The sequence below is a fragment of the Sorangium sp. So ce131 genome (genome assembly GCF_051519095.1).
GTDB lineage: Bacteria > Myxococcota_A > Polyangia > Polyangiales > Polyangiaceae > Sorangium.
Window position 1 is genome coordinate 10447842 of the sequence record NZ_CP150455.1, and the last position, 21962, is coordinate 10469803.

At 71.3% G+C, this 21962-nt stretch carries 17 protein-coding genes; 10 read left to right on the forward strand and 7 right to left on the reverse strand.

The window, feature by feature from the left end; translation table 11 throughout:
* Positions 1 to 24 precede the first annotated feature (24 nt).
* Both WMF43_RS37945 and WMF43_RS37950 read right to left on the reverse strand, forming a co-directional pair.
* Positions 25 to 1308 carry an adenosylmethionine--8-amino-7-oxononanoate transaminase gene (locus WMF43_RS37945; protein WP_437672412.1) on the reverse strand — a complete coding sequence of 428 codons (1284 nt, stop codon included), beginning with the start codon at positions 1306 to 1308 and terminating at the stop codon, positions 25 to 27.
* Positions 1309 to 1365: 57 nt separating this feature from the next.
* Complete coding sequence (locus WMF43_RS37950; RefSeq protein ID WP_437672414.1) at positions 1366 to 2250, reverse strand: hypothetical protein; 885 nt, start codon at positions 2248 to 2250, stop codon at positions 1366 to 1368.
* A 235-nt stretch (positions 2251 to 2485) separates the two neighbouring features.
* Here WMF43_RS37950 and WMF43_RS37955 point away from each other — a divergent pair, with 235 nt between their 5' ends.
* The 5 genes from WMF43_RS37955 (at position 2486) to WMF43_RS37975 (ending at position 6583) form a co-directional block, all read left to right on the forward strand.
* Complete coding sequence (locus WMF43_RS37955) at positions 2486 to 3316, forward strand: hypothetical protein (RefSeq protein WP_437672416.1); 831 nt, start codon at positions 2486 to 2488, stop codon at positions 3314 to 3316.
* A complete protein-coding gene (locus WMF43_RS37960; RefSeq protein ID WP_437672418.1) occupies positions 3313 to 3570 on the forward strand; it encodes a hypothetical protein in 258 nt (85 codons plus the stop codon). The genes WMF43_RS37955 and WMF43_RS37960 overlap by 4 nt, the downstream gene beginning before the upstream one ends.
* Positions 3571 to 3848: 278 nt before the next feature.
* Positions 3849 to 4901, forward strand: a complete 1053-nt coding sequence (locus WMF43_RS37965; RefSeq protein WP_437672420.1) for a WecB/TagA/CpsF family glycosyltransferase — start codon at positions 3849 to 3851, stop codon at positions 4899 to 4901.
* A complete protein-coding gene (locus WMF43_RS37970; RefSeq protein ID WP_437672422.1) occupies positions 4898 to 5719 on the forward strand; it encodes a polysaccharide deacetylase family protein in 822 nt (273 codons plus the stop codon). The genes WMF43_RS37965 and WMF43_RS37970 overlap by 4 nt, the downstream gene beginning before the upstream one ends.
* A gap of 444 nt (positions 5720 to 6163) precedes the next feature.
* Positions 6164 to 6583 carry a hypothetical protein gene (locus tag WMF43_RS37975; RefSeq protein WP_437672424.1) on the forward strand — a complete coding sequence of 140 codons (420 nt, stop codon included), beginning with the start codon at positions 6164 to 6166 and terminating at the stop codon, positions 6581 to 6583.
* A 141-nt stretch (positions 6584 to 6724) separates the two neighbouring features.
* Here WMF43_RS37975 and WMF43_RS37980 read toward each other — a convergent pair whose 3' ends face one another.
* Positions 6725 to 8155, reverse strand: coding sequence for an MATE family efflux transporter (locus WMF43_RS37980; protein WP_437672426.1), 1431 nt, complete (start codon positions 8153 to 8155; stop codon positions 6725 to 6727).
* Between the two features lie 661 nt (positions 8156 to 8816).
* Here WMF43_RS37980 and WMF43_RS37985 point away from each other — a divergent pair.
* The 5 genes from WMF43_RS37985 (at position 8817) to WMF43_RS38005 (ending at position 15077) form a co-directional block, all read left to right on the forward strand.
* The gene (locus tag WMF43_RS37985) at positions 8817 to 11039 is read left to right on the forward strand and encodes a hypothetical protein (RefSeq protein ID WP_437672428.1); all 2223 of its coding nucleotides are present in this window, start codon (positions 8817 to 8819) and stop codon (positions 11037 to 11039) included.
* Between the two features lie 14 nt (positions 11040 to 11053).
* Positions 11054 to 11338, forward strand: coding sequence for a hypothetical protein (locus tag WMF43_RS37990; RefSeq protein WP_437672430.1), 285 nt, complete (start codon positions 11054 to 11056; stop codon positions 11336 to 11338).
* Positions 11335 to 12426 carry a hypothetical protein gene (locus tag WMF43_RS37995; RefSeq protein WP_437672431.1) on the forward strand — a complete coding sequence of 364 codons (1092 nt, stop codon included), beginning with the start codon at positions 11335 to 11337 and terminating at the stop codon, positions 12424 to 12426. Before WMF43_RS37990 ends, WMF43_RS37995 begins: the two co-directional genes overlap by 4 nt.
* Before the next feature lie 192 nt (positions 12427 to 12618).
* On the forward strand, positions 12619 to 13788 hold the full coding sequence (locus WMF43_RS38000; RefSeq protein WP_437672433.1) for a hypothetical protein: 1170 nt from the start codon (positions 12619 to 12621) through the stop codon (positions 13786 to 13788).
* A 98-nt stretch (positions 13789 to 13886) separates the two neighbouring features.
* Positions 13887 to 15077, forward strand: coding sequence for a hypothetical protein (locus WMF43_RS38005; protein ID WP_437672435.1), 1191 nt, complete (start codon positions 13887 to 13889; stop codon positions 15075 to 15077).
* 252 nt (positions 15078 to 15329) lie between these two features.
* On the opposite strand, the gene WMF43_RS38010 is transcribed toward WMF43_RS38005, so the two are convergent.
* From WMF43_RS38010 to WMF43_RS38025, 4 genes are all read right to left on the reverse strand, one after another.
* The gene (locus WMF43_RS38010; protein WP_437672437.1) at positions 15330 to 15815 is read right to left on the reverse strand and encodes a hypothetical protein; all 486 of its coding nucleotides are present in this window, start codon (positions 15813 to 15815) and stop codon (positions 15330 to 15332) included.
* A gap of 15 nt (positions 15816 to 15830) precedes the next feature.
* Complete coding sequence (locus WMF43_RS38015) at positions 15831 to 16499, reverse strand: hypothetical protein (protein WP_437672439.1); 669 nt, start codon at positions 16497 to 16499, stop codon at positions 15831 to 15833.
* A 608-nt stretch (positions 16500 to 17107) separates the two neighbouring features.
* Complete coding sequence (locus WMF43_RS38020) at positions 17108 to 20089, reverse strand: glycosyltransferase (protein ID WP_437672441.1); 2982 nt, start codon at positions 20087 to 20089, stop codon at positions 17108 to 17110.
* A gap of 18 nt (positions 20090 to 20107) precedes the next feature.
* Entirely contained in the window at positions 20108 to 21574 is a 1467-nt protein-coding gene (locus tag WMF43_RS38025; RefSeq protein ID WP_437672442.1) for a formylglycine-generating enzyme family protein, read from the reverse strand.
* Positions 21575 to 21962: the final 388 nt, after the last annotated feature.

The following is a 21962-nucleotide window of genomic DNA, read 5'->3' on the forward strand; positions in this document are numbered from 1 at the left end:
TCGGCTCGGCCGCGCGGCAGGCGCTCAGCGCGGCCGCGCGGCGCCCTCCTGTCGAACGACGGCGACGATGGCCGAGGTCAGCCTCGACAGCTCCTCGTCCGAGATGACGAACGGGGGCGTCAGGTAGATCACCCGGCCCATCGGACGGATCCAGACGCCGGCCTCGGCGAAGCGCCGGCCGAGGGCCCCTGCGTTCACCGGTCCATCGAGCTCCACCACCCCGATCGCGCCGCGCACCCGGACGTCGACGACGCCGGGCGCGCCGCGGCAAGGGGCGAGCCCCGCCGCGAGCCCCGCCGCGATGCGGGCCACGTCCTCGCGCCAGCGGCCCTGCTCGAACAGGTCGAGCGAGGCGTTGGCGGCCGCGCAGGCCAGCGGATTGGCCATGTAGGTGGGGCCGTGCATCAGGGCGGCGCCGGGATCGTCCGACCAGAAGGCCTCGAACACCCGACGGCTGGCGACGGCCGCGGAGAGGGGCAACGTCCCGCCCGTGAGCGCCTTGGACAGGGTGACGATGTCCGGCGTGACGCCCGCGCCTCCGCACGCGAACAGGTCGCCGGTGCGGCCGAAGCCCACGAAGATCTCGTCGAAGATCAGCAGGATGTCATGGGCGTCGGCGACGCGGCGCAGCCGGCGCAGCACCTCGTCGTCGTGGAACACCATGCCGCCGGCGCCCTGCACGCGCGGCTCCACGAGCATGGCGGCGATCTCCGGGCCGTGCTCCTCGAGGCGAGCGACGAGGGCCGCCTCGGCCGCGTCGTCGGTCGGGAGGGCCACGACGTGCTGGGCGGGCATGACGCCCGCGAACAGGCGGTGCATGCCTTCCTCGGGATCACAGACCGTCATCGTGGCCAGGGTGTCGCCGTGATAGCCGCCCAGGAACGACAGGAAGCGCGTGCGGCCCTGGACGCCGCGGTTGATCCAGTATTGCAGGGCCATCTTCATCGCGATCTCGACCGAGACCGAGCCGGACTCCGCGAAGAAGACGTGGTCGAGGTCCCCGGGCAGCAGGGCCGAGAGGCGCGAGGCCAGCCGGTAGGCGGGCTCGTGGGCCAGGCCGCCGAACATCACGTGCGGGGCGCGCTCCAGCTGCGCCTGCACGGCCGCGCGGAGGTGCGGGTGGTTGTAGCCGTGGCAGGCGGTCCACCACGAGGCGATGCCGTCCAAAAGCTCACGGCCGTCCTCCAGGACGATGCGGGCGCCCTCCGTGCGGGCGACGGGGAGCGGCGCCGACGCGGTCTTCATCTGGCAATAGGGACGCCAGACGTGCGGGGCGCCGCGGGTCAGCCAATCGGGAGCTTCGGACATGAGGAATCTCTCAGGAGCACGGGCGGCTTGCGCGGCTGCGGAGGGAGGCGCAGACGGTCAGGTCGGGCGCCGCAAGCGGAGGATCTTGGCGCCTGGATGGGGGTCGATCGGCGGCAGCGCGAGCACGAGCCGCTCGATCAGCGGAAGCGCCTGCTGCACCGCGCCTTCCGCCTGGAGCTCGGAGAACGGGCAAGGATACGCGAGGATCACGCGGTAGATGTTCGCGAAGGAGCGCGCGTAAACGCCGACCTGGTCGTCTTGCCCGATGAACCGCCCGTGGGCGGCGCCCTCCGAGGCCGCGGGGCCGCGCACGCGATCGACGGCGCGCGCGATGGCGACCTGCCGCCGCCACGCCGCGGGGCTGCGCGAGCCGCGCTCGCGGATCTTCTGGAGGTGGCCGGCCACGGTCTCGCGCTCGCGCGCGCCGAGCGACGTGGTCGCGAGCGCCTGCTCGAGCGCGGCGTCGTCGAGCTCGAGCAGGTCGATCAGGTTCACGCCGGCGCGCTCCACCTCGTCGGCCCATCGCGCGAGGAGCAACATGTCGTCGACGTCCACCTCGTCCCGGCGCGGCTCCGACGTCCCCCAGACCACCGGGGAGGTGTCGTCCACGACGACCGCGCCGAGGGCGCCTGCGCGCAGCGCGAGGCCCTCCAGCTCGTCATCCAGGCGGTGCGTCGACGCGCCCTGCGGGGGCCGCGGGGCCTCGTCGTGCGGCGACGAGAGGCCCGCGAACGAGGCGGCGAGCTCCTCGAGCCGCCCGGCGACCTCGGCGGGCTCGCCGGGAGGCTCGGCGAACCGCGCGACCAGCCGCGAGCCGTTCGGCAGCGCGCACCACACCGTGCGCGGATCGTCGGAAGGCCTGCCCCCGAGCTCGATCAGGGCGTCATCGGCGGACAGCTCGCGCTGCACGAGGTCGAGGAAACGGAGCAGGGCAGGATCCATGGGAGGCGCAGCTTACTCGAAGGCAGGCAACGTGACACGGCGCAGGAGTCGCCGGGGAGCCAGCGTCGTCGCGGCGCACGGATGGGGTGAGGCGAAAGGGGGAAGAAAACAGCTCGAGAATGTCAAGATAAAACCATTCTTGTGCGCGCGACACGCTCCTTCTCCGAAATCCTGTCGCTGATTCGCCACGGCGCAGGGCACGCCGCCGCCGAGCCCGCCGCCGGGCGGCCACAGCATGCGTCTCGGACGGGCGAGCGCGGCCTCGTATGGATCGCGCTGGATCAACAGCGGGTCCCTCTGGGTCGCGTTCCTCAACGAGACCACGGGGCAGCTCTACATCCGCAGGGGGGCCCAGGTGATCACCGACTCGCTCCGGATCGGCATCGCCGGTTACTCCGCGAATGGATACGTGCTCGTCGAGGGATATGATTCCTCCCTGACGAGCCGGACGGACACGTACATCGGCACCGCCGAGAGTTACAGCCACCTCGTGCTCAGGCAAGGAGCGAGCTTCTCCTCGCACAACGTGTACATCGCGAAGTGCCCGCTCTGCTCCGGCGACGCCGTCGCCACGGGCTCCGCGACGACGTGGGTCAACACCGGGGAGTTCGTCGTGGGCGCGACCGGCTGGGGGACGCTGCTCGTCGAGCAGGACGCCAAGCTCTTCACCGCGAACGCGCGCATCCATATCACCGATGACGGCATGATCGGGATCCGCAGCAGCGCGGTCGTGCGCGGCTGGGGCGCCACCTGGACCAACGAGGGGCTGCTGCGCGTCGGGGACTTCGGTTATGGTGAGCTCAGGATCGGCGCCTACGGCAGCGTCGTGACAGAGGACACGGAGGTCCGCTCGCTGAGCGGCAACGGGGTCCTCGAGGTGAACGGGCCGTATGCGTCGTGGCGCAACAGCGGTGACGTGATGCTCGTCACGCGGGATCCAACGGCGCCGGCGCTCGTCATCCGCAAAGGCCTCGCCAGCGTCGGCGGCGCGATCCGGACCGGGCCGCTGCACCCGTCCGTCGAGCCGCCTCACCCGGGGCCCGTCGCGCGCGTCGCGGGACCATGACGGTCGCGGGGGCGAGCGGCGCGCCGCTGCTCCAGGTGGACGAGGACGTGAGCCTCGACGGCGCGCTGGAGGTCCTGTCGGCGGACGAGACCACGTCGTTCCAGGCCGGGGATACCGTCGCCCTGCTCGGCTGGAACGGCGAGCTCACGGGCGCGTTCGCGGACGTGTACATCGCCTTGCCGCTGCCCCCGGGGCTCGCCTGGGACACCTCGGCGCTGTACACGACCGGCGAGATCACCGTCGTGCCTTCCTGAGCCCGCGTACACGTCCGCGAGCTCCTCAACCACCACGCCGCCCTCTCCCACGCGAGCTCTCCAGGAGGGCAGGAGCAGCCGGAGGGCGCCGAGGCCGGGAGCCGGCGCAGACAATTCGAGAATGTCAAGGCGAAACCACCGCGCCCGCGCGAGGTACCCAACCTGGGTTGCGGACTGGTCAGACCTTTACCAGCGGCAGGAGCGCGGCCCTCGTGGCCCGCGTGGGGTTGGACTCTGGCGCCTGAGCTCGGCGACAATGAAAACGGAGGCGCCAGCCCATGATCACAGAGCTCATCGGAGACCTTCCGGCGCGCGTTCATGGCCACATGGCGAGCAACGTCGCGGCCGAGCAGGGCCTGGATGACGCCGAAGAAGCCCTGGATCGCATCGGGGAGACCCCGGGCCACGTCGGGGAAGCCCTGGGGTATATCGATGACATAGGCATGCGCGCCGAGGACTCACCCGTCCGCGCCGAGGACGCTCCGATACACGCCGAAGCACACGCGCGCGCCGAGGATGCGCCGGCGCGCGCTGCGGGGGCTCCAGAGCGCGCCGCGGAGGATCCGGAGCACGTCGACATCTTGCAGGTGCGCTTCCCGCGGCTGACGTCCGACGACGTGGTGCGACGCCTGCTGCAGCGGATCGAGGAGCGCCGCACGACGGGCGTGTGCTTCCCGGACATGTCGACCTTGAACATCGCGGCGATCCAGCCCGCGTTCCGGCGGCTCCTCCAGCGGCGCATGCTGGTGTTCAACGACGGCGCGGGGGTCGCCTGGGCGGCGCGGCGGCAAGGCCGCCCGCTGCCCGACAACCTGAACGGCACCGATCTGGTCCCGCGGCTGCTCGCGGCGGCGAGGGCGGGCACGTCGGTGTACCTGCTCGGCGCGAAGCCCGGGGTGGCGGCGCGCGCTCTCGAGCGCCTCGCGGAGCGTCACCCGCACCTCCGCTTCGTCGGCAGCCATCACGGCTACCTGGACGCCGCCGCCGAGGCCGAGGTCGTCGCGACGCTGCGCCGGCTGCGCCCGCAGATCGTGATGGTGGCGATGGGCAACCCGCTGCAGGTCGAGCTCATCGATCGCCACCTCGACGACCCCGCGCTCGAGGGCACGTTGTGGCTCGCCGTGGGCGGCCAGCTCGATTACCACGGCGGCACGCTGCGCCGGGCGCCGCCGTGGGTGCGGCGGGCGCGCCTCGAGTGGCTCTACATCTCGATGCAGCAGCCCTACAAGGCGCGCCGTTACCTGCTCGGGATACCGCGCTTCGTGGCGCGCTGCCTCTGGGCGGAGCGGCGGGGCGGCCACGCCGCGCCCGGCGACGAGGCCGCGCGATGACGGCGCGGGCCAGGGCGCGCGGCGCGCTCAAGGGCCTGCTGCGGCGCGCGACGGCCGGGCTCGGCGCGGCGATCCCGGGGCTCCGCGGCCCGGCCGAGGCGCCGCGGGTCCTGTGTTATCACGGCGTCTGCGACCGCCCGCCCGACGAGTGGTCGGTGACGCCGGCGCAGCTCCGCCGCCACATGCGCTGGATCGCCGCGCACTGCCGCCCCGTGCCGCTCGAGGACATCGTGCGCGCCGTCTCCGGCCGCGCGGCGCTGCCGCCGCGCGCGGTGGCGGTGACCTTCGACGACGGCCTGCGCGACGTCTTCACGACGGCGGCGCCGATCCTGGCGGATCTCTCGATCCCGGCGGCGGCCTTCGTGTCCCCGGGGCTGCTCGACGGCCTGCGGCCGCACGCGAGCTACGCGCCGACGCGGCCGTTCATGCGCTGGGACGAGGTGCGGGCGCTCGCGCGCGCCGGCTGGACCATCGGCTCGCACGCGCTCACCCACCCGGTGCTCGCGGACCTGCCGGCCGACGAGGCGCGGCGCGAGCTCGTGGAGTCGCGCCGCGCGCTCGCGGAGCGCTGCGAGCGCGAGGTGACGCTGCTCGCCTACCCGTACGGGACGCGGCGCACGGTGTCGCCGCGCGATCGGCGGCTCGCCGCCGAGGCCGGCTACGAGGCGGCGTTCCTCGACATGACCGGGCCGCTCGTGCCGGGGAGCGACCTGATGGCGCTGCCGCGCAACAAGGTCCTCGGCACGGACAGCATGGCGGTGGTGCGCGCGTCGGTGTCGGGGCGCATGGATCCGTGGCGCCTCGTCGAGAGCCGCTGAGCGGGCGCGAGCCGAGCAAAAGGCCGTTCGAGGCTCCGCCGTGCTCGTCATGGCGGTTCGCTCCCCGGCTCGACTCCCCGCAGCAGCGATAGCACTGTTTCACTTCTCGAACGCCGCCGTTCCAGCCCGCTGTCTGGCGTCGCCCGCCGCGTCGCCGCATACTCTGGACATGATCCTGGCGCGGTTACGGCCACAGCGCGCCTCGCGGCGTGACTGAGATGCACCCATGAACCCATGCGCCCGACCACGCGCTTGGTCTGGAACCATAACCTACCATAACAACACATTGGCGAACATATGAACCACATCTGTCACACGACGCCCATGCGCGCCCTGTTCTGCGGCCTTGTCGCCGGAGGCATCTCGCTGAGCGCACCCGCTCGAGCTCAGACGGCGGAGTTCGGAGTATACGAAGGGGAAGCTTGCCCCGTAGGATACACACCGTTGACCGCGATCGACGCCTTCTGGACGTTCATTACCCGCTGCGATGAGCTCCCCTATTCAGGAGTCTTTCGCATCGCAGACGGGTCTTCGATAGACGGCCCGTGGAACAACTGCCAGCAGCACGCCGACGATACCCGCGAGCTGGACTACACGCTCTGCAAGCCCAACTACGAGCTCTTTGACATCGGCGAGACCACCTTTGCGGTGGTGAGAGGCGGAGAGGAGTGCCTGGAAGGCTTCAAGCACGTGGATTTCGCCACCGCCTCGGCCTACTCGGATGAGCTATGCACTCACGTCGGGTACTGGGGGATCGCGCGGATCGGCGGAGGGGGATCCATTGACGGTCCAGGTTACGGCTGCGGCGTCCGCGCGGCCGACCCTCGCCCGCTCGGTGATGCCATCTGCGTAGAAATCGACTGAATATCCCGGATCAGAGGCGGCTCGCGCGCGACGTCTCGCCGTCGTCGCGTGCCGATCGAGACAGCCAGATGGCCAGCGTCGCGGCGTCGAATCTCGTCGGCCGAGGGCTCTCCGGCCGGGCGTCGCCGCCGCCGCGGCAGCTCACGCCTCTCCCACCTCGTTCGCGAACCCCTTGGCGGGATCCGCCTCCCTCGCCGGGTCGCCCGGAGGGGCCTTCTGGATGATGGCCTGCTTCCAGCGCCCCGAGAAGTAGTACGCCATGCTGGCGGCCATCGACACGAAGAAGCTCACCGAGATGGCGTACCAGACGCCCCGCGCGCTGTTCATCTCGCGCGAGAGCCAGTACGCGAGCGGGGTGCGGATGACCCAGAGGCTGAGCAGGGAGTTCACCGTCGTGATCACCGTCGCGCCCGCGCCGTTGATGATGCCGTTGCTCACGAAGGAGAGGCCGAACAGGACATAACACGGGCCGACGATGTGCAGGTACGAGACCCCGAGCCCGATGACGACCGGATCGGTGATGAACACCCGGAGCAGCGCCTCGGGGAAGACGACCGTGACCGCCGAGATCACGATCGTGATCGCGCCGCTGAACACGCAGCCCCACGTGAAGATCTCGCGCACGCGGCCGTGGTGCCCCGCGCCCAGGTTCTGCCCGGCGAGCGTCGCGATCGCCATGCCCATGTTGACCGCGGGCAGGACGGCGATCTGGTCGATCCGCGAGGCCGCGCCGAACGCCGCGGTCGCGACCTCCCCGAACCCGTTCACGATCCCCGTCACCACGACCATGCCGAGCGAGACCACCGACTGCTGGACGGACGCCGGCACGCCGATGCGGAACGTCGTCCGGATCGTCGAGCCGAGCTGGCCGAAGCGAGGCCACCTCGGCGCGATCGGGGACTTCTTCAGGTGGAGATGGACGTTGAGCGCCACGAGCACGAGCACCTGCGAGACGAGCGTGGCCCAGGCGGTCCCGTTCAAGCCGAGCTCCGGCAGCCCCAGCCGCCCGAAGATGAGCAGCGGATCGAGCACCGTCGTGAACAGGACGGAGCCGAGCTGGAAGTAGAGGGGCGTCTTCGAGTCCCCCGTCCCCTGGAGCATGCTCCGGAGCGCGAACATGCCGAAGCTGAAGGGCAGCGAGAGCATGTAGACGCGGAGGTAACTCAGCGACGGCGCGAAGACCTCGGCCGGCGTGTCCATCGCCCGCAGGATCTCCGGCGTGAAGATCTCGCCGAGCACGGTCAGCGCGACGCCGAGCCCGTAGATCAGCACCGTGGAGCCGTCCACGACCCGCCGCAGCTCGTCGAACCGGCGCGCGCCGAAGCTCTGCGAGACGAGGATGTTCGTCGCCAGCGTCATCCCCATCCCGACGCCGAAGATCGTGAAGATGACGGGGAAGCTCACGGTGACGGCCGCCAGGGCCGCGGTGCCGAGGAACTGACCGACCCAGATGGCGTTGATGAAGCTGTAGGCCGTGTGGAGGAGCCCTCCGAGCAGCATCGGGAGGGAGAACGTCACGAGGTGCCGGGGAACGCTGCCGGTCGTCAGATCGGTGCCGAAGTTCGGTTTCATCAAGCTCCTGGGCCACGGTCGGGCCGGAAGGGTCGCGGTCGGCGGCTGGTCTAGCACGCGGTCGTAAGACCGCGCAGCCGCGCAGCCACGCAGCGCCGCGCCGTGCAGCGTCGAGCGCTCGCCGGCGGAGGCGCGGCGGAGCGCCACGGGCGACGGCCACCTCCTTCGGCGCTCCGGACGCGGCCGTCCCTCGCGCGGGCCCTCCGGCGCGGGAGCCCAGGCTGCTGGACATCGTGTCCACTGGCCTGGACACGCCCCGGGGGTTCGCGACACGCCGTACCGCAGCCGCGGAGGCGATTGCGCGGGGATCCCGCCGCGGCATGCCGCCGGCGCGGTGTACGCCGAGCTCACCGGGCGGATGGTACACGAGGTGCTAATCCGTGAACGGACCGGCCGACGAACCGGCGGCTGCACCGGCGGACGAACGGTCAACGAACGCCGGTGACTCGATCACGAGCTGCTCACGAGGGCTGACGCCGCGCATGAGCTCCTCGGCATCGTGCACGGCTGCCGCCACGTAGAGGCTCCCCGGAGCGCGCTCGCAGAGGGCCCTCTTGAGGGTCCAGATCCGCCGCGCCGCGCAACCTTCCTATCGAGGATGTGAGAAGCCATGTTCATGCGATCGAAGCGATACGCATCTCACCGTCAAGGCGCCTCTCCGATGCGCGAACCACACGGCGGGGCCCCTCGGCCCAGCGCCGGCTCGCGGGCGACGCGGAGCGTCGCGCGGCTCACGTGCATCGCCTCCGCGTCGTTGCTCGGCGCGGCGCAGGCGGCCCACGCGGCCGAGATTCCCAAGATCAATGTCACCGAAGCGGGTCCGGAGCGGGACATCCCGCTGGGCTCGTTCTACCTGTCCGGCACGGCGGACGCTGATGTCACGCGGATCCAGGCGTTCGTCGTCCGCACGAGCATGCCGTGGCTCTTCGGAGGCAACGGCCCGACCTGCGAGGCGACCAAGGACCAGCTCAAGCTGTTCCAGAGCAAGAACGCGGCCGGCAAGAAGGTGGGGACCGAAGATCTGCCTCGCTTGTCGCCCGGCACCTTCCCGGCGTCGAGCATCTGGATGGCGTCCGAGGACTGGCAGACGCTGATCCCGGCAGCCTGGGAGAAGAAGCCCGCCGAGGAGGGGAAAGAGGCCACATTCAATATCTTCGTCGGAGGAGACGACTTCTTCGTCACGGGAGCGAGCTACTGCGTGCTCCTTTACAAGGAGGTGACGACGGAGAAGGCCGATCGGGACAGCGTCGCGAAGATGCTGGATAAGCTGTCGACGTCGGTGGATACGTGCGCGGCGAGCAGCAAGAACCAGGCAGACGTCGACGTCTGCATCGAGAAGGCGATCACAGACTTCGAGAAGGAGCTCGCGTCGCTCCCGCTCCCCGCGAAGACGGCGGGTGAGGTCGCCGCCGCGGCGAGGGCACAATGGGAGCCGCTGCGCACGATGGCGTCGGCCGCCTCACGGGCCGACAAGCTGCTGAACGACTGGAGCACCAGGGCGCAAGACACCGTGTTGAAGGCTGCCGATCTCCGCACCATGCTGGACTTGAAACCGCCGACCGCCCGCCCTGCCGAACAGCAGCCGAGCGAAGCGCAGCGGGCTGCAGACCAGCTGGCGCTGGCGATAGGAGAGCTCCTCGTACAGCACAACAAGCTGGACCGGTTCAGGGGCAAACTTTACACCCGCGACGGGAAGATCGAGGTCGCATCCCTCCAGTTGAACGGCGACTTCACGGACATCCTGGTCGCGGACGCGAACGCGGCGCCCGGCAAGCGCGCGCCGCTCGGCGTGGGCGCAGATGCCCTGCGCATCCCGGCGGCGGACGTCACCCTCCGCGATCTCCTGGAGCTGACGCGGAAGCGGATCCGCATCGATGACGAGTACATGGACGTAAGTGTCTTGCAGCAGCGGTTGCATCCGATCCTCTTGGCTCGTGATCGCCTCAAGGACGAAGACCGCAAGGTGCTCGACGAGGCGGCACAACGGTTCGGGCAGCTCGCCCGGTACATCCATCGAGCGCTCCTGGCGAGGACGCCCGCGCAGGCTGCGCCCCCTGTGCCGCCGAAGGCGCCTGCGCCCCCCGTGCCGCCTGCACCGCCGAAGGCGCCCGAGGCCCCCGAGCCGCCGTCGCTCGACAGGTTGTTCGGGGACTGGCTGTTCACCCTCGCGGTGCCCTGCGACGAAGCAGGTTACGATCAATGGATCGGACCCCCGAGCCTCGTGAAGCCCACGTGCGGCAAAGGGGGCAGGGGCTGGCCCGGCCACCCTGGCACCAAGGACGGCCCCATCGCGCTCCTCGCGACCGATCTGCAGGACTTCCAGAAGGCGCTGGACGCATGGACCACACGGGGCAGCAAGCTGGTGGTGACCTACGTCTCGCGCGGGGCCAGGCCGCTGACACGGCCGTTCAGCAAGCGCTTCGCGTACACGCAGAGCACCTGGCTCTTCAGCTACGCCACGCCGGTGGTCGGGTACGGCGTCGCGCTCAACGCCGCAGATCCGTTCAACATCTTCTACTACGGCCTGCAGGTCCACCTCGTGCCGAACCCGGTCCAGGAGCCGCTGTGGACACACGGCCCGCGCGACGTCTTTCGCGCCTTCGCGCTGGAGCTCGGGATGTCGCTGCCGGCGACGACCTACGGGCCGGGTGAACGGTTCCGCGGGTGGAAGGGCCTCCCTCCGCTCTTCCTCGGGGCGACCTTCCACGCGCTGCCCTACGCCGGCGTGAGCGCCGGAGGCGTGCTGCTGGAGCGCCGCTCGAGCCCGCTCGAGCAGGAAGCAGCGAAGCTCTTCATCAGCCCCTACGTCGGGATGAACGTGCAGATCAACATCCCCGATCTCCTGCGCAACGCAACGACCAGCACGACGACCAAGACCGAGTGAAGGAGGCAATCGCCATGTCGAACCACATGACGTCCGTGAACATGAGCAAGGACAGCGTGAAATCCGGCGCGGAGCTCGAGGTGCGCGTCGACTACGAGAGCGACGACGGCGGCCCGATCCACGTCAGCTGCGGCGGCGGATTCTCCGTCTCGCCGGCCTCCCATGCCGTCGGGGCGAGCCCCTCCGGCACGGCGCGTTTCCCGGTGAAGATCACCCGGGGCAACTCGACGACCAAGAGCTGCCGGCTCGTGTTCCAGTTCTTCAACTCGACGCGCGAGAAGCTGGTGGAAGTGACATGATCCCCCGGCGCACCCCTCTCGCCGTCCTCGCGTCGCTCCTCCTCGCCCAGCTGGGCTGCGGGAGCGACGATCCCGCGGTCCTCAAGATCGCCGTGCAGAAGCAGACGAGCGACGGCTGCTACGCCACGATGACCGGCGAGCCGGCCCCGAGCGCGCTCCGCCTCCCGTCCTGCGGCAGCACGGCGCCCGCCGAGCTGATCAGCGGCGCCGATCGCGTGCGGGTCATCGTCGACTACGATGTCCCGTTCGCGGAGGCGGCGGCGGCGCCGTCGCCCACCCTGCGCGTGATGCTGGACGGCGTCGAGACCCCCACCGGAGCCAGCAACGAGACGCAGATCCAGGGCGACCGGAGGTGGTCTGTCTCCACGTTCATCGTCCCCGCCAGGCCGGCCGACGAGCTGCGCATCTCCGTGGAGACGCCCTCGGGCTACAGCGGGAATGTCCCCGAGTCGTTCAAGCTGAAGCCTCCGGTGGTCGACGTGAACGTCGCGCAGTGCCCGGCGGACGGCCTGTGCGAGATGCTCGGCGGCGTCGGGTCGGCCCAGGTCGAGCTGCGGGTGCCGGGGAGCGTCACGCAATCGGTCGCGCTCACGTCGAGCGTCGACGGGATCGAGGAGCCGGCGGAGCACGTGGTCGACACCAAGCGAAGAGAGCCCGGCGTGACGGTGGGCGTCGCCGAGCTCAGGGTCCCTGTGGCGGAGGACGCGGCCACGTGGACGCTCACCGCCCGCCTCGGCGCGGGGGTGTACGCGGCGCGGCCGATCACGCTGCGCGCGCCGCCGATCCGCGCGTCCATCGGGTGCACGTCCCCGTGCGAGGTGAAGGCCGGCTCGACCGTGGGCCTCACCGTGACGGCGCCCCTCTCGATCCACGCGACGCAGGCCGTGGTCCGCACCGCCGTCGACGGCGTCCCTGGCATCGTGGGCGCGACGCTCGACCTGAACCAGCGGGACGTGGGCGCTAGGACCCTCTCGGGGGTCCAGACGCTGACGGTCCCCACGCCGAAAGGGGATGGCGCGGCGTGGCAGATCGACGTCAACGTCGCCGGCTACGCGGCGCAATCCATCCTGGCGACCATCGATCCTTGAGCCAGCCGCGAGCGCGCCGCCGTCCGTTCCGAGGGGCGGCCGCGCGCGCTCCCCGGGATCGAAGGACCACAAAAGGCGCCGCGACGCGCGTGGTCGCAGGCGCAACCCAGCTGTCGCCCTGCCAGGCAGGGCTCGAGTCCGAACACTCCTCCTGTGTAAGCGCTGCCCGAAGAGACGGGTCCAGAGGCGTTCATGAGCAACCTACAACGTATCGCCGTCTTCGTGTCGATGCTCCTCTCGTTCGCCGTCGCGCGCACGGCCACGGCGCAGGTGGCGCCGCTCGCAGCCGGAGCCGGATCGGCGGGCGCGGCCGCGCTCGCCGAGACGAAAGCCCCGCCGGCTATCCACGTTGACGATCAGGTTGACCCGGATGTACAGCTCGTGCTGAACGGCGCGATCCCGACGAACAAAGAGCTCCTCGAAGAGGAGATCAGGAAAGCCGTCGACAACCGGGCCAAGTTCGACGTCCTGGTCGCGCAGAGCGAGGAGAGAAAGGAGAAAGGCCCCGATCCGGAGATCCAGCTGAAGGAGATGGAGAGCAAGCTCCGCGAGCTGCCGGGCAAGAAGTCGTCCCTCGAGGACCTGCTGAACAAGATCGAAAAGGTGTCCTGCGCCGGCGGCAACCTCCAGCCGACCCAGGACCTGACTGACGAGCTGGTCCGCGCGCTGTCCTCCGCGGACTTATGGAGCGCGGCCCCGTGGCTCACGATGGAGTGGAGCTCCGCCATGGGCGAGCTGAAGCGCATCAAGCAGGAGAAAGAGGCCACCTGCCAGAAGCTCGTGGACAAGGTGCGCAATAGCCACACAGCGATCCTCGCGCCGTTTGGCGCCCTGGAGGAGTTCTACCGGAACGAGCAGAAGAACCTCAAGGGGATCATCGGCAAGCAGGACAAGCCCCGGCGGCTCCGCGACGCATGGAACAATCGCTTTGCAGAGCTCATCGAAGCCCAGCGGAAGCTGCAGGGCGACGTGAGCGCGGCGACCGACGTGAGCACCAAGCTCCCGTATCTGATCGGGATCCTCGGGGTGTTCAGCCTGTCCATCATGGTGATGGTGCGGCGCTTCCCGACCGACGTGCAGCGCGAGTGGGTGCGCACGGGTCAGGTCATCCAGTTTCTGACCGTCACCATCATCATCATCGTGATCCTCGCGCTCGGCCTCGCCGGGAAGCTCACCCAAGAGAGCCTCGGGACGCTGCTCGGCGCCATCGGCGGGTATGTCCTCGCGCAGGGCGTCGGGCGCGGGCGGAGGGCGCCACCGCCGCCGGCCGGCGCGACGACGATCGCCACGACGACCACCACGCAGGCTGCGACGAGCCCTCCGCAGATTCGAGCCTCCACCACCACGCCGCAATCCTTGTAGGGGAGGCCGATATGACTCGGGAGCACACTGCAATGAACCACCCCCAGCGATTCACCGCGCCTCTGGCCGTAGCCGTCGGGCTAGCGACGTTGCTCTGGATGGTCGCCCTCGTGCTCGTACACAACGGGATGCACCAGCCGCAGCCGCAGAGCGGCGCCGCCGCGAGGTTCCCCGAGAGCGCCGCCCACTGGGCCGAGCTCCTGCTCTGCGCGCTGCCGTTCCTGCTCTCGTTGTGCGTGGCGCTCATTCTGCGCGGGCAGGACGATCGCCTGGAGTTCATCCTGGAGCCCGCCGAGCCCGCGGAGTCCTACCGCGAGCTCGACGAGCTCTGGAAGGGAGACGCAGAGCGGATACGGCGCGGCCGCCGCGAGCTCATCGCGCACGCCCTCCTCTTCGGGGCGCTCGGCACGCTCGCGCTGGGCTGCTGCACGCTCGTGATCCTCGAGGCTGTCTCGATCCTGGAGGCGACCCCGCGGCTCGCGGGCGCCGTCACGAGAACATCCGAGGAGCTCCGGGCGTCGGCCGAGCTCCGCCGTATGGTCGCCGTGTCCGTCGCCTCGGCGACCGCGGTCTGCTTCACGATCTCGTTCGGGCAGGTCCTGGTGCGCACCGCGCGCCAGGACCTCGCGCCCCGCGCCCTCGGGACCGCCTGCCGCTCGCTGCTCATCGTGGTGCTCACCGCCGTGGTCACGACAGGCAGCCTCGTCTACGCCGGGATCGCCGACGAGCCGATCGAAGCCCTGCTGTGCGGCGTGGTGGTCGGCCTCCTCGGCGATCGCATCATCGAGATGGTCTTCGACGCCATCGCGATCGTGTTCGGCGTCTCGTCCGGCTCGGACGACAACCTCGAGAACTTCAAGCTCATCGACGGGCTCGACGAGGAGGAGCGGCTGCGCCTGAGCGAGCAGGGGATCAGCTCGCTGCAGTCCCTCGCCTTCACGTCGACGGCGCTCCTCTTCTTCTCGACCCGGTACAGCTACCAGCGGATCTGCGACTGGCAGGACCAGGCGCTCCTCTTCCTCCTGCTCGGGGAGCAACGAGCCCTCTCATGGCGGGAGCATTTCCTGGTGCGCGGCGCCTGCGACGCCCAGGAGCTCGCGGCGAAGCTGCACGCAGGCCCGAGCGCGGCCCTGGACTCGAAGGCGCTGGAGCGGCTGCAGCTCTGCGACACCGACGAGGCGGCGGTGGTCCTCGATCGGCTCACGAGCCACCCGGACGTCGCCAGGAGGCAGCTCTGGAGGCGACACGTCCCGCGGCTCCAGGCGGCGCGTCGGGACGCCGCAGAATAACGGGGCATCGCGGCGCAATCCATCCTGGCGACCATCGATCGTTGAACCATCCACGGGCGCGCCGCCCTCCTTTCCAGGGGCGGCCGCGCGCGCTCCCCCAGATCGAAGGACCACAAACGCGCCGCGACGCGCGTGCTCGCAGCGCGTGACTATCTCGGCTCGATGGAAGCTCGATGGTAGATGCTTCCGCTCCGGTCGAGCGCTCGCAGCCCTGACCGCGCAGCTCCGCTCAGCCGCTTGGGCGGTAGGCAGCTAGTGTGTAGCCCTCGGGCGGACTCCGAACGGATAGCGCTCGATGTGTCCGTCTTTGAATTTTCGCCCGATGATGACTCCGTCGCCGTCGCTCGGCCATTCGTGCGGTTCATAGACGCGAACCGCCCCGCCGGGATGTCGAACGATCACAGCCTCGGATAGGCTCGCCAGACGTTCCTGGTAGCTCTTGATCTCTTCGGCGATGATAGCGCCAAGAGCGGACTCAGGCTTCTCGGGAACGCCGGACGGCACGGTCCCGGAAGGTGCCGTGTCGTTGGTCATGCAGACAGCCAACCGCGACTTGATCGAGGCAAGCGCGGCACGCTCAGCCGCGCACTCATTGGCGGCAGGCGTCGTGCCCGAAGGCGCGGGTGACACGCTGGCATGCGCTTGCACATGTGGCGTATCATTTCGAGCGGCGCGTCCTATGAAGGCGCCCACGATGCCGGCTCCGGCTATGATGACGAGCGCAACGTTGCGCGACATAGTCATTTGTCCATCTCACCGCTGCGGTTCAACCGACTCTTCCGTCTTTCCGCCAAACATGAACTGAACGGAAGGGCTAGCGGGCTTTCCATCGATCATAATTGTTCCATCTGGCGCACGCCTCCACACGGGAAGTGGATTGATCTGGGGCTCCCATGGACGGAATGCGGCAGGATCTGAGCGCGGACCAGCATCTGGTCCGGCATACCATCCGAGCGTTCCGTCTGGCAGCTTTCGAGCGACAATGACTCCATCACCATCAATCGGCCATTCATCAGGTTTGTAGACGCCGGTCGTTCCATCATGGTGCTGGACGATCACAGCCTCGGGATAGCTATCCAAGAGCTCGCGATTCCGGCGGATCTCTTCAGGGCTTGGAAGACGCGGACCCAGAGCCCCGGATTCTGCCGGATGATCGGGCCGCAATAGCTCGGGAGCGCCGGATGGATTGGCCTCGGGAACCCGCGCGCGAAAAGCCATGCAGATATCCAGCTGCGCCTTCGTCGCAGCGAAATCGGCGCGTTCCGCCTCGCAGGCACGGTCGGCAGGCGCCCCAGCCAGATCCACGGATGATGCGCTCGGAGCGGCTTGCACACTTGGCGCGTCGTGCGGAAAGGCGCGCCCAATGAAGGCGCCTGTGATGCCGGCGATGAGCGCGAACGCAAGACATCTACGAAGGGTCATCGTCCTTCTCGTTAGTACACGCAGCCTGGAGGCGGAGGCTGGCAGTGATTATGATCTTGATTCGGGTGCTCCACGGGAGGGACACCAACGTCGCAGGGCGTCACCCAATGCTTCGAATCTGGCGCAGGACATACCTGTATGCCCTGAAGCTCTAGCTCCGCCGCGCCAAGTAATACCTCCTCTCTGAACAGGTCCGTCAGCTCGCCCGCCTCAACGTTGTCGCACATAGGCGTGAACGCGATTGAATCAACAGCGATACAAAATGCGACACAATTGACCGGCGGGTCCGTGTAACAGAATGGCTTGACAGAATTCTGACTGGACGGCGTGCTCTGATTGGCTTGCTACCCGGAAGGCTTGCATCCGGACGACGATGAATCTGCGCCGATTGAGCAAAGGGAAAACGCAACAATGACAACCCAACGAACGCACATAATCGACTTTTTCATGTGCAATTTGCCTGTGCCTCGAGGGCCATGGTTACGGGAGAGCGGGGTCGCAGCACCCTGGCTGCGAAATGTCACGGGAAGCACGTTTGGTATGAGAGTTCGGCGGCGCTGGCGTCATACTGGGCCGAGCACGCGTGGCCTCAATTGCCGGCATCGATGTCACGCTCCATTCTCCTGGGAGCCAGGCGCCTCCCGCCCGCCCAGGCACACGGCCACGTAGTCGGCGACCATCCGCTCCAGCGAGAACCGCTCCCTCGCGCGCTCCCACCCCGCCTCGCCCATGCGCGCCCGCAGCGCCGGGTCGCCGCCGAGCTCCACCAGCGCCTCCGCGAACGCCGCCGCGTCGCCCGGCGGCACCAGCCGGCCCGTCGCCCCGTCGTCCACCTGCTCGGCCATGCCGCCGACCGCGGTGGCCACGACCGGCAAGCCCTCGGCCATCGCCTCCAGCGACGCGTTCGGGCACCCCGCGGGCTCGGCGATCAGCGCGAACACATCGAGATCGTTCAGGAAAGTACGCGTGTCGGCGAGCTCGCCGACCCACTCGACCTCGAGCCCCGCGGCGAGCCGGCGCAGCTCCTCGGCGTGCGCCTCCGCGCCGCGCTCGACCCCCCCGGCGATACGCAGCACGTGCGGCGGCAGCCGCGGCGCGGCCAGCCGCAGCGCGGCCAGGAGGTCGCCGAGCTTCTTGTGCGGGTGGATGCGCGCCGCCGTGCCGATCGCGAGCCGACCCCCGCGCGGGCGCGCCGCCGCCGCGGCGGGCGGGCGCGCGCCCATCGCGACGCCGTTCGGCACCACGTGCGCCGGCGCCCCGAGCACCTCCGCGGCGAGCGCCGCCTCGGCGGCGTACTTGACGATCACGCCGGCCAGGCGGGCGCCGTACTCGCGCGGCGCGCGGTACGGGAGCCCCCGGCGCGGCGACGCAAAGTACCGGCGCAGCGACGCGAAGTACATCTCGCCCGGGCTCACGTCGAAGAGCGGGACGTCGAGCAGCCCGTCGGCCAGGAGCACCTTGTGCTCGGCGATCACGTTCCACATCAGCACCGCCCCGGGCGGGTCCTCCTCGATCGCCCCGAGCAGCCGCTCCACCGCCTCGGCCGGCTCGATGTCGGCCGGCGGCGGCACCGCCAGCACCGGGATGCCCGCGGCGACGAGCGCCCGCCGCCCCGGGGTCGGGTACTCCGGCTGCTCCTCGATCACCGCCGCGCGGCCGCGCACGCCCGCGGCGGCCAGGCCGAGCAGCAGCCGCCGCGCGCTCGACTGGGCCCCGCCGGTCGTGAAGTTGTTCGTCACGAGCAGCAGCCCGTCTCCCCGGCGCGCCCCGCGGCTCCGCGCGATCGCGCGCGGGTAGAGCCGCGCGTACCCCTCCGCCATGCGCGCCGCGCTGAAGTGCCGCGCCACGACCTCCCGGCCGCCCCCCACGGCGGCCGCGCGCCCGCGCGAAACGGCCGCCGCGAGCGCCTCGGCGAACCGCTCCGGCGGGGCGTCGAGCGGCAGGTGGACCATCGCGGGGCACTCGCGCGCGACCTCCTCGGTGCCGCCGGCGCCGCTCGCCACGACGGGCAAACCCGCCGCGAGCGCCTCGAGGTGCGCGAGGCTCAGCCCCTCGTAGGCGCTCGGCGAGACGAGCACGTCCGCCGCCGCGAGCAGGCCCGCCACGTCGGAGACGGCGCCCGCGAAGCGCACGTCGCCGCGCAGGCCGAGGCGGTCGACCTCGCGCCGGATCTCCGCCTCCGCCGCGAGCGCCGCGTCGCTCCTCGGCGAGGCGCTCCCGGCGATCACGAGCCGCGCCGCCCGCGGATCGCCGGCCGCCGCGAGCGCGGCCTGCGTCGCCGCGAGGATCGCCGGCAGGAGGTGCAGCCGCTTCTGCGGCCGCGGGTTCGCGACGGCGAGCAGGACGACGTCGCCCGGCGCGATCTCCAGCCGCAGCCGCCACGCCGCGGCCGCCTCGGCGGGCGCGCCGCCGCGCGCCGCGCCCGCAGCGCCGCCCCGCGCCGCGCCCGCAGGTCCCGCGGGGGCCGCAGCGCCCGCGGGCGCCGCGAAGCCCGCCGGCCCCGCCGGCCCCGCGGCCGCGAGGTCGATCCCGTTCCAGACCGTGCGCACCGGCACCGGCAGCGCGCACGCCGCGAGCTCCGCCTCGACGGCGCGCGCGCACGCCACGAGCAGCGCCGCCTCGTCCGCCCCGAGGCGCGCGAGCCCCAGGGGCCAGCCCGCGGCCACGTTGTGCACCGTCACGAGCGGGCGGTACCCGCGCGCGCTGAGGCGCGCGAGGTCCTCGGCGTCGAGCAGGTGCACGTGCGCGAGATCCGCGCCCCACGCGGCGAGCCCGCGGGCGAGCGCGTCGAAGCGCGCCTCGCGATCCCCGCGGGCGTCGCCCAGGTCGACCGTGCCCGGCGGCGCCGCGAACGTCGGCCGGGTCGGCCGGTACACCGCGTAGACGCGCGCGCGCACGCCGCGCCGGGGCAGCTCGGCCGCGAGGTCGAGCGCGATCCGCTCGGCGCCGCCCTGCTGCAGGCTCGTCACGACCTGCGCCACGCGCGGCGCCGCGTCGTCGCACACGTCGAGCGGCGCGTGCCGCACGACGCGCACGCGCGCGCGCCGCGCCCCGAGCTCTCCCCGCAGCGCGGCGTCGAGCGCCTCCCCCGCGCGGAGGCGCGCCGCGACCCCGGCCGCGAGCGGCGCGTCGAGGTACACGCTCGCCGCGCGCGGCAGCGCCGGGCCGAGCGCCGCGCCGGAGCCCGCGCCGAGGCCCGCGATCCCGGGCGCGCGGCGGGCGCGCGCGGCGCCGCTCAGATCGCCGCCGGTCGCGCGCAGCAGCTCGGCCCACCCGGCGGCGTCCGGGTGGGCGCCGCGCGCCCCCGCCGCGCCGGCGTCGAACGGCGCGAGGACGGCGCCGAACGCGCACAGCGGCAGCCCGGTGTCGCTCGGCGGCGGGAACGGGTCCGGCTCGCCGTGGAGCGGCCACGCGCCGCCGCGCACGAGCCAGGCCGGCCCGGCCGCGAGCACCTCCGCCGCGGCGCCGGGCGGCGCCGCCGTGAGGTCGAGCGGGTCGAGGCCGGCGAGCCGGAGCGCGCGCAGCGTGCGCCCCGCGCGGGCGCGCTCCGCGGGCGTTCCGGCGAAGACGGCGCAGATCGGGCCTCGCATGCGGTCGAACGGCGCGGCTCAGTAGGCCGACGGGTACCCGCGGAAGGGCTCGGCGACGACGATGTCCGGCGCGCTCGAGTGCCGATCGCGCGCGTGCCAGCCGCCGGCCGCCCGGTGCGGCGCGGCGCCCCAGGGCGGCGCCGCGCCCGGCGCCGCGGCCCACGAGGACGAGACGATCTGCTCCACCTCGACCGCGGAGGGCGCGCCGCCCGTGTAGACGAACTGCCCGCGCGGGCTCGGCACGAGCATGATCGCCGCGCGCCGCGGCTGGCCCTTCACGGAGCAGCGGTAATGGACCGTCGCGCCGTTCATGTTCGCGGGCGCGTACAGCCAGAAGCCGTCGCCCTGCGCGCGGAACCTCACGTCGCGCGGCGCCCCCGGCAGCGGCGCGCCGCGGCTGCGGCCCCGGTGCACGAGGACGCCGATGAAGCCGATGACGGCGCTGACCAGGACGAACCCCGCGCCCGCGACCGCGAAGATCGTCGTCCGCGACCAGAAGCCCGCCCCCGCCGCGCTCCCGCGGGCGGCGGAGCCGGGGGCCGCCGGCGCGGCGGCGGGGCGCGGCGCGGCGGCGGGGGCGCTCGCCGCGATGGCGGCGACGACCCGGAACCCGTTGTCCGCGTTGCGGCTGCCCGGATCGTTGCGGTAGCGCGCCGCCGCGCGCAGGTGCTTCGCCTCCTTGAGCCACGACCCGCCGCGCAGCACGCGCCGCGGCTTGTCGCCGGCCGGGGCCGCCGTCTGCTCGGGGTCGACGGCGGGGCCGGGCGCATAGGGCGCATACCAGTCGCGGCACCACTCGTAGACATTGCCGCTCATGTCGTGCAGGCCGAGGGCGTTCGGCTGCTTCTGGCCGACCGGGCGCGTGCCGTTGCCCGCGTTGGCCTTGAACCACCCGAGGGCGGCCGCGGCGCTGTCGTCGGTCCCCGCGTAGAACCGGGTCTGGGTGCCCGCGCGATAGGCGTACTCCCACTGCGCCTCGGTCGGCAGGTCGAAGGCGCGGCCGGTCTTCTGCGTGAGCCACTGGGCGAACTGGGTCGCGTCCTGATAGGTCACCAGCGTCACCGGGTGGAGGTCGGTCTGCGGGAAGCCGGGCGTCTTCCAGGTGAAGTCCCTGCGCTGCGAGAGGCCCTTGCCGTCGAACCCGAACCCGCCGGAGGCGCCCTTCTCGGCCTCGGTGCGGTAGCCGGTGTCCGCCGCGAAGCGCGCGAACTGGCCGACCGTGACGGGCATCCTCCCCAGGTAGAAGTCGCGGCTGAGGGTCACTTCCCGGAGCGCCTCGTCGTCGCCGCGCCCGGCCTCCGCGGGCGGCGAGCCCTGGCGGAAGCGCCCCGCCTTCACGAGCACGAGATCGAGCTGCACGCCCCCGAGATCGACCGCCAGCGTGGGGGGTGGATCCGCCGCGCGCGCGTCGGCAGAGGCGAGCAGCGCGGCGGCCGTCGCCAGGGCGAAGGCGCCGGGGAGGTGATGCCGGGTCCGGGGTTGCACCGGGCCAGGCTAGCAGAGCGCGCCGCCCCGCTGCGCGGCGTTTCCACGCCCGCTCCCCAGCGCGCCGAGCGCCGGCGACACGCGCGCTCCGGCGCGGCCGGCGCGGGCATCGCCCGGAGTGGGGCGTGAAGGCCGGATGGCGAGATCACGAGATGACGACAAGGAGGAATGAAAATTCCAATGAGCCTCACGGCGCGACGGAGGCGAAACACACCCACATCCGACTCGACGCCTCGATCACGGCGATGCGCCTGAGATGAGGGCCAGCAGCGAACGAGCGCCCTCGGCCTGGAGACGCCGCACCGCGCGTGGTGGACGGGAGCGCGAGCATCGATATCCACTCACACCATCATGAAGAAGTGCAAAGGGCGATGTTAAGAAACACGAA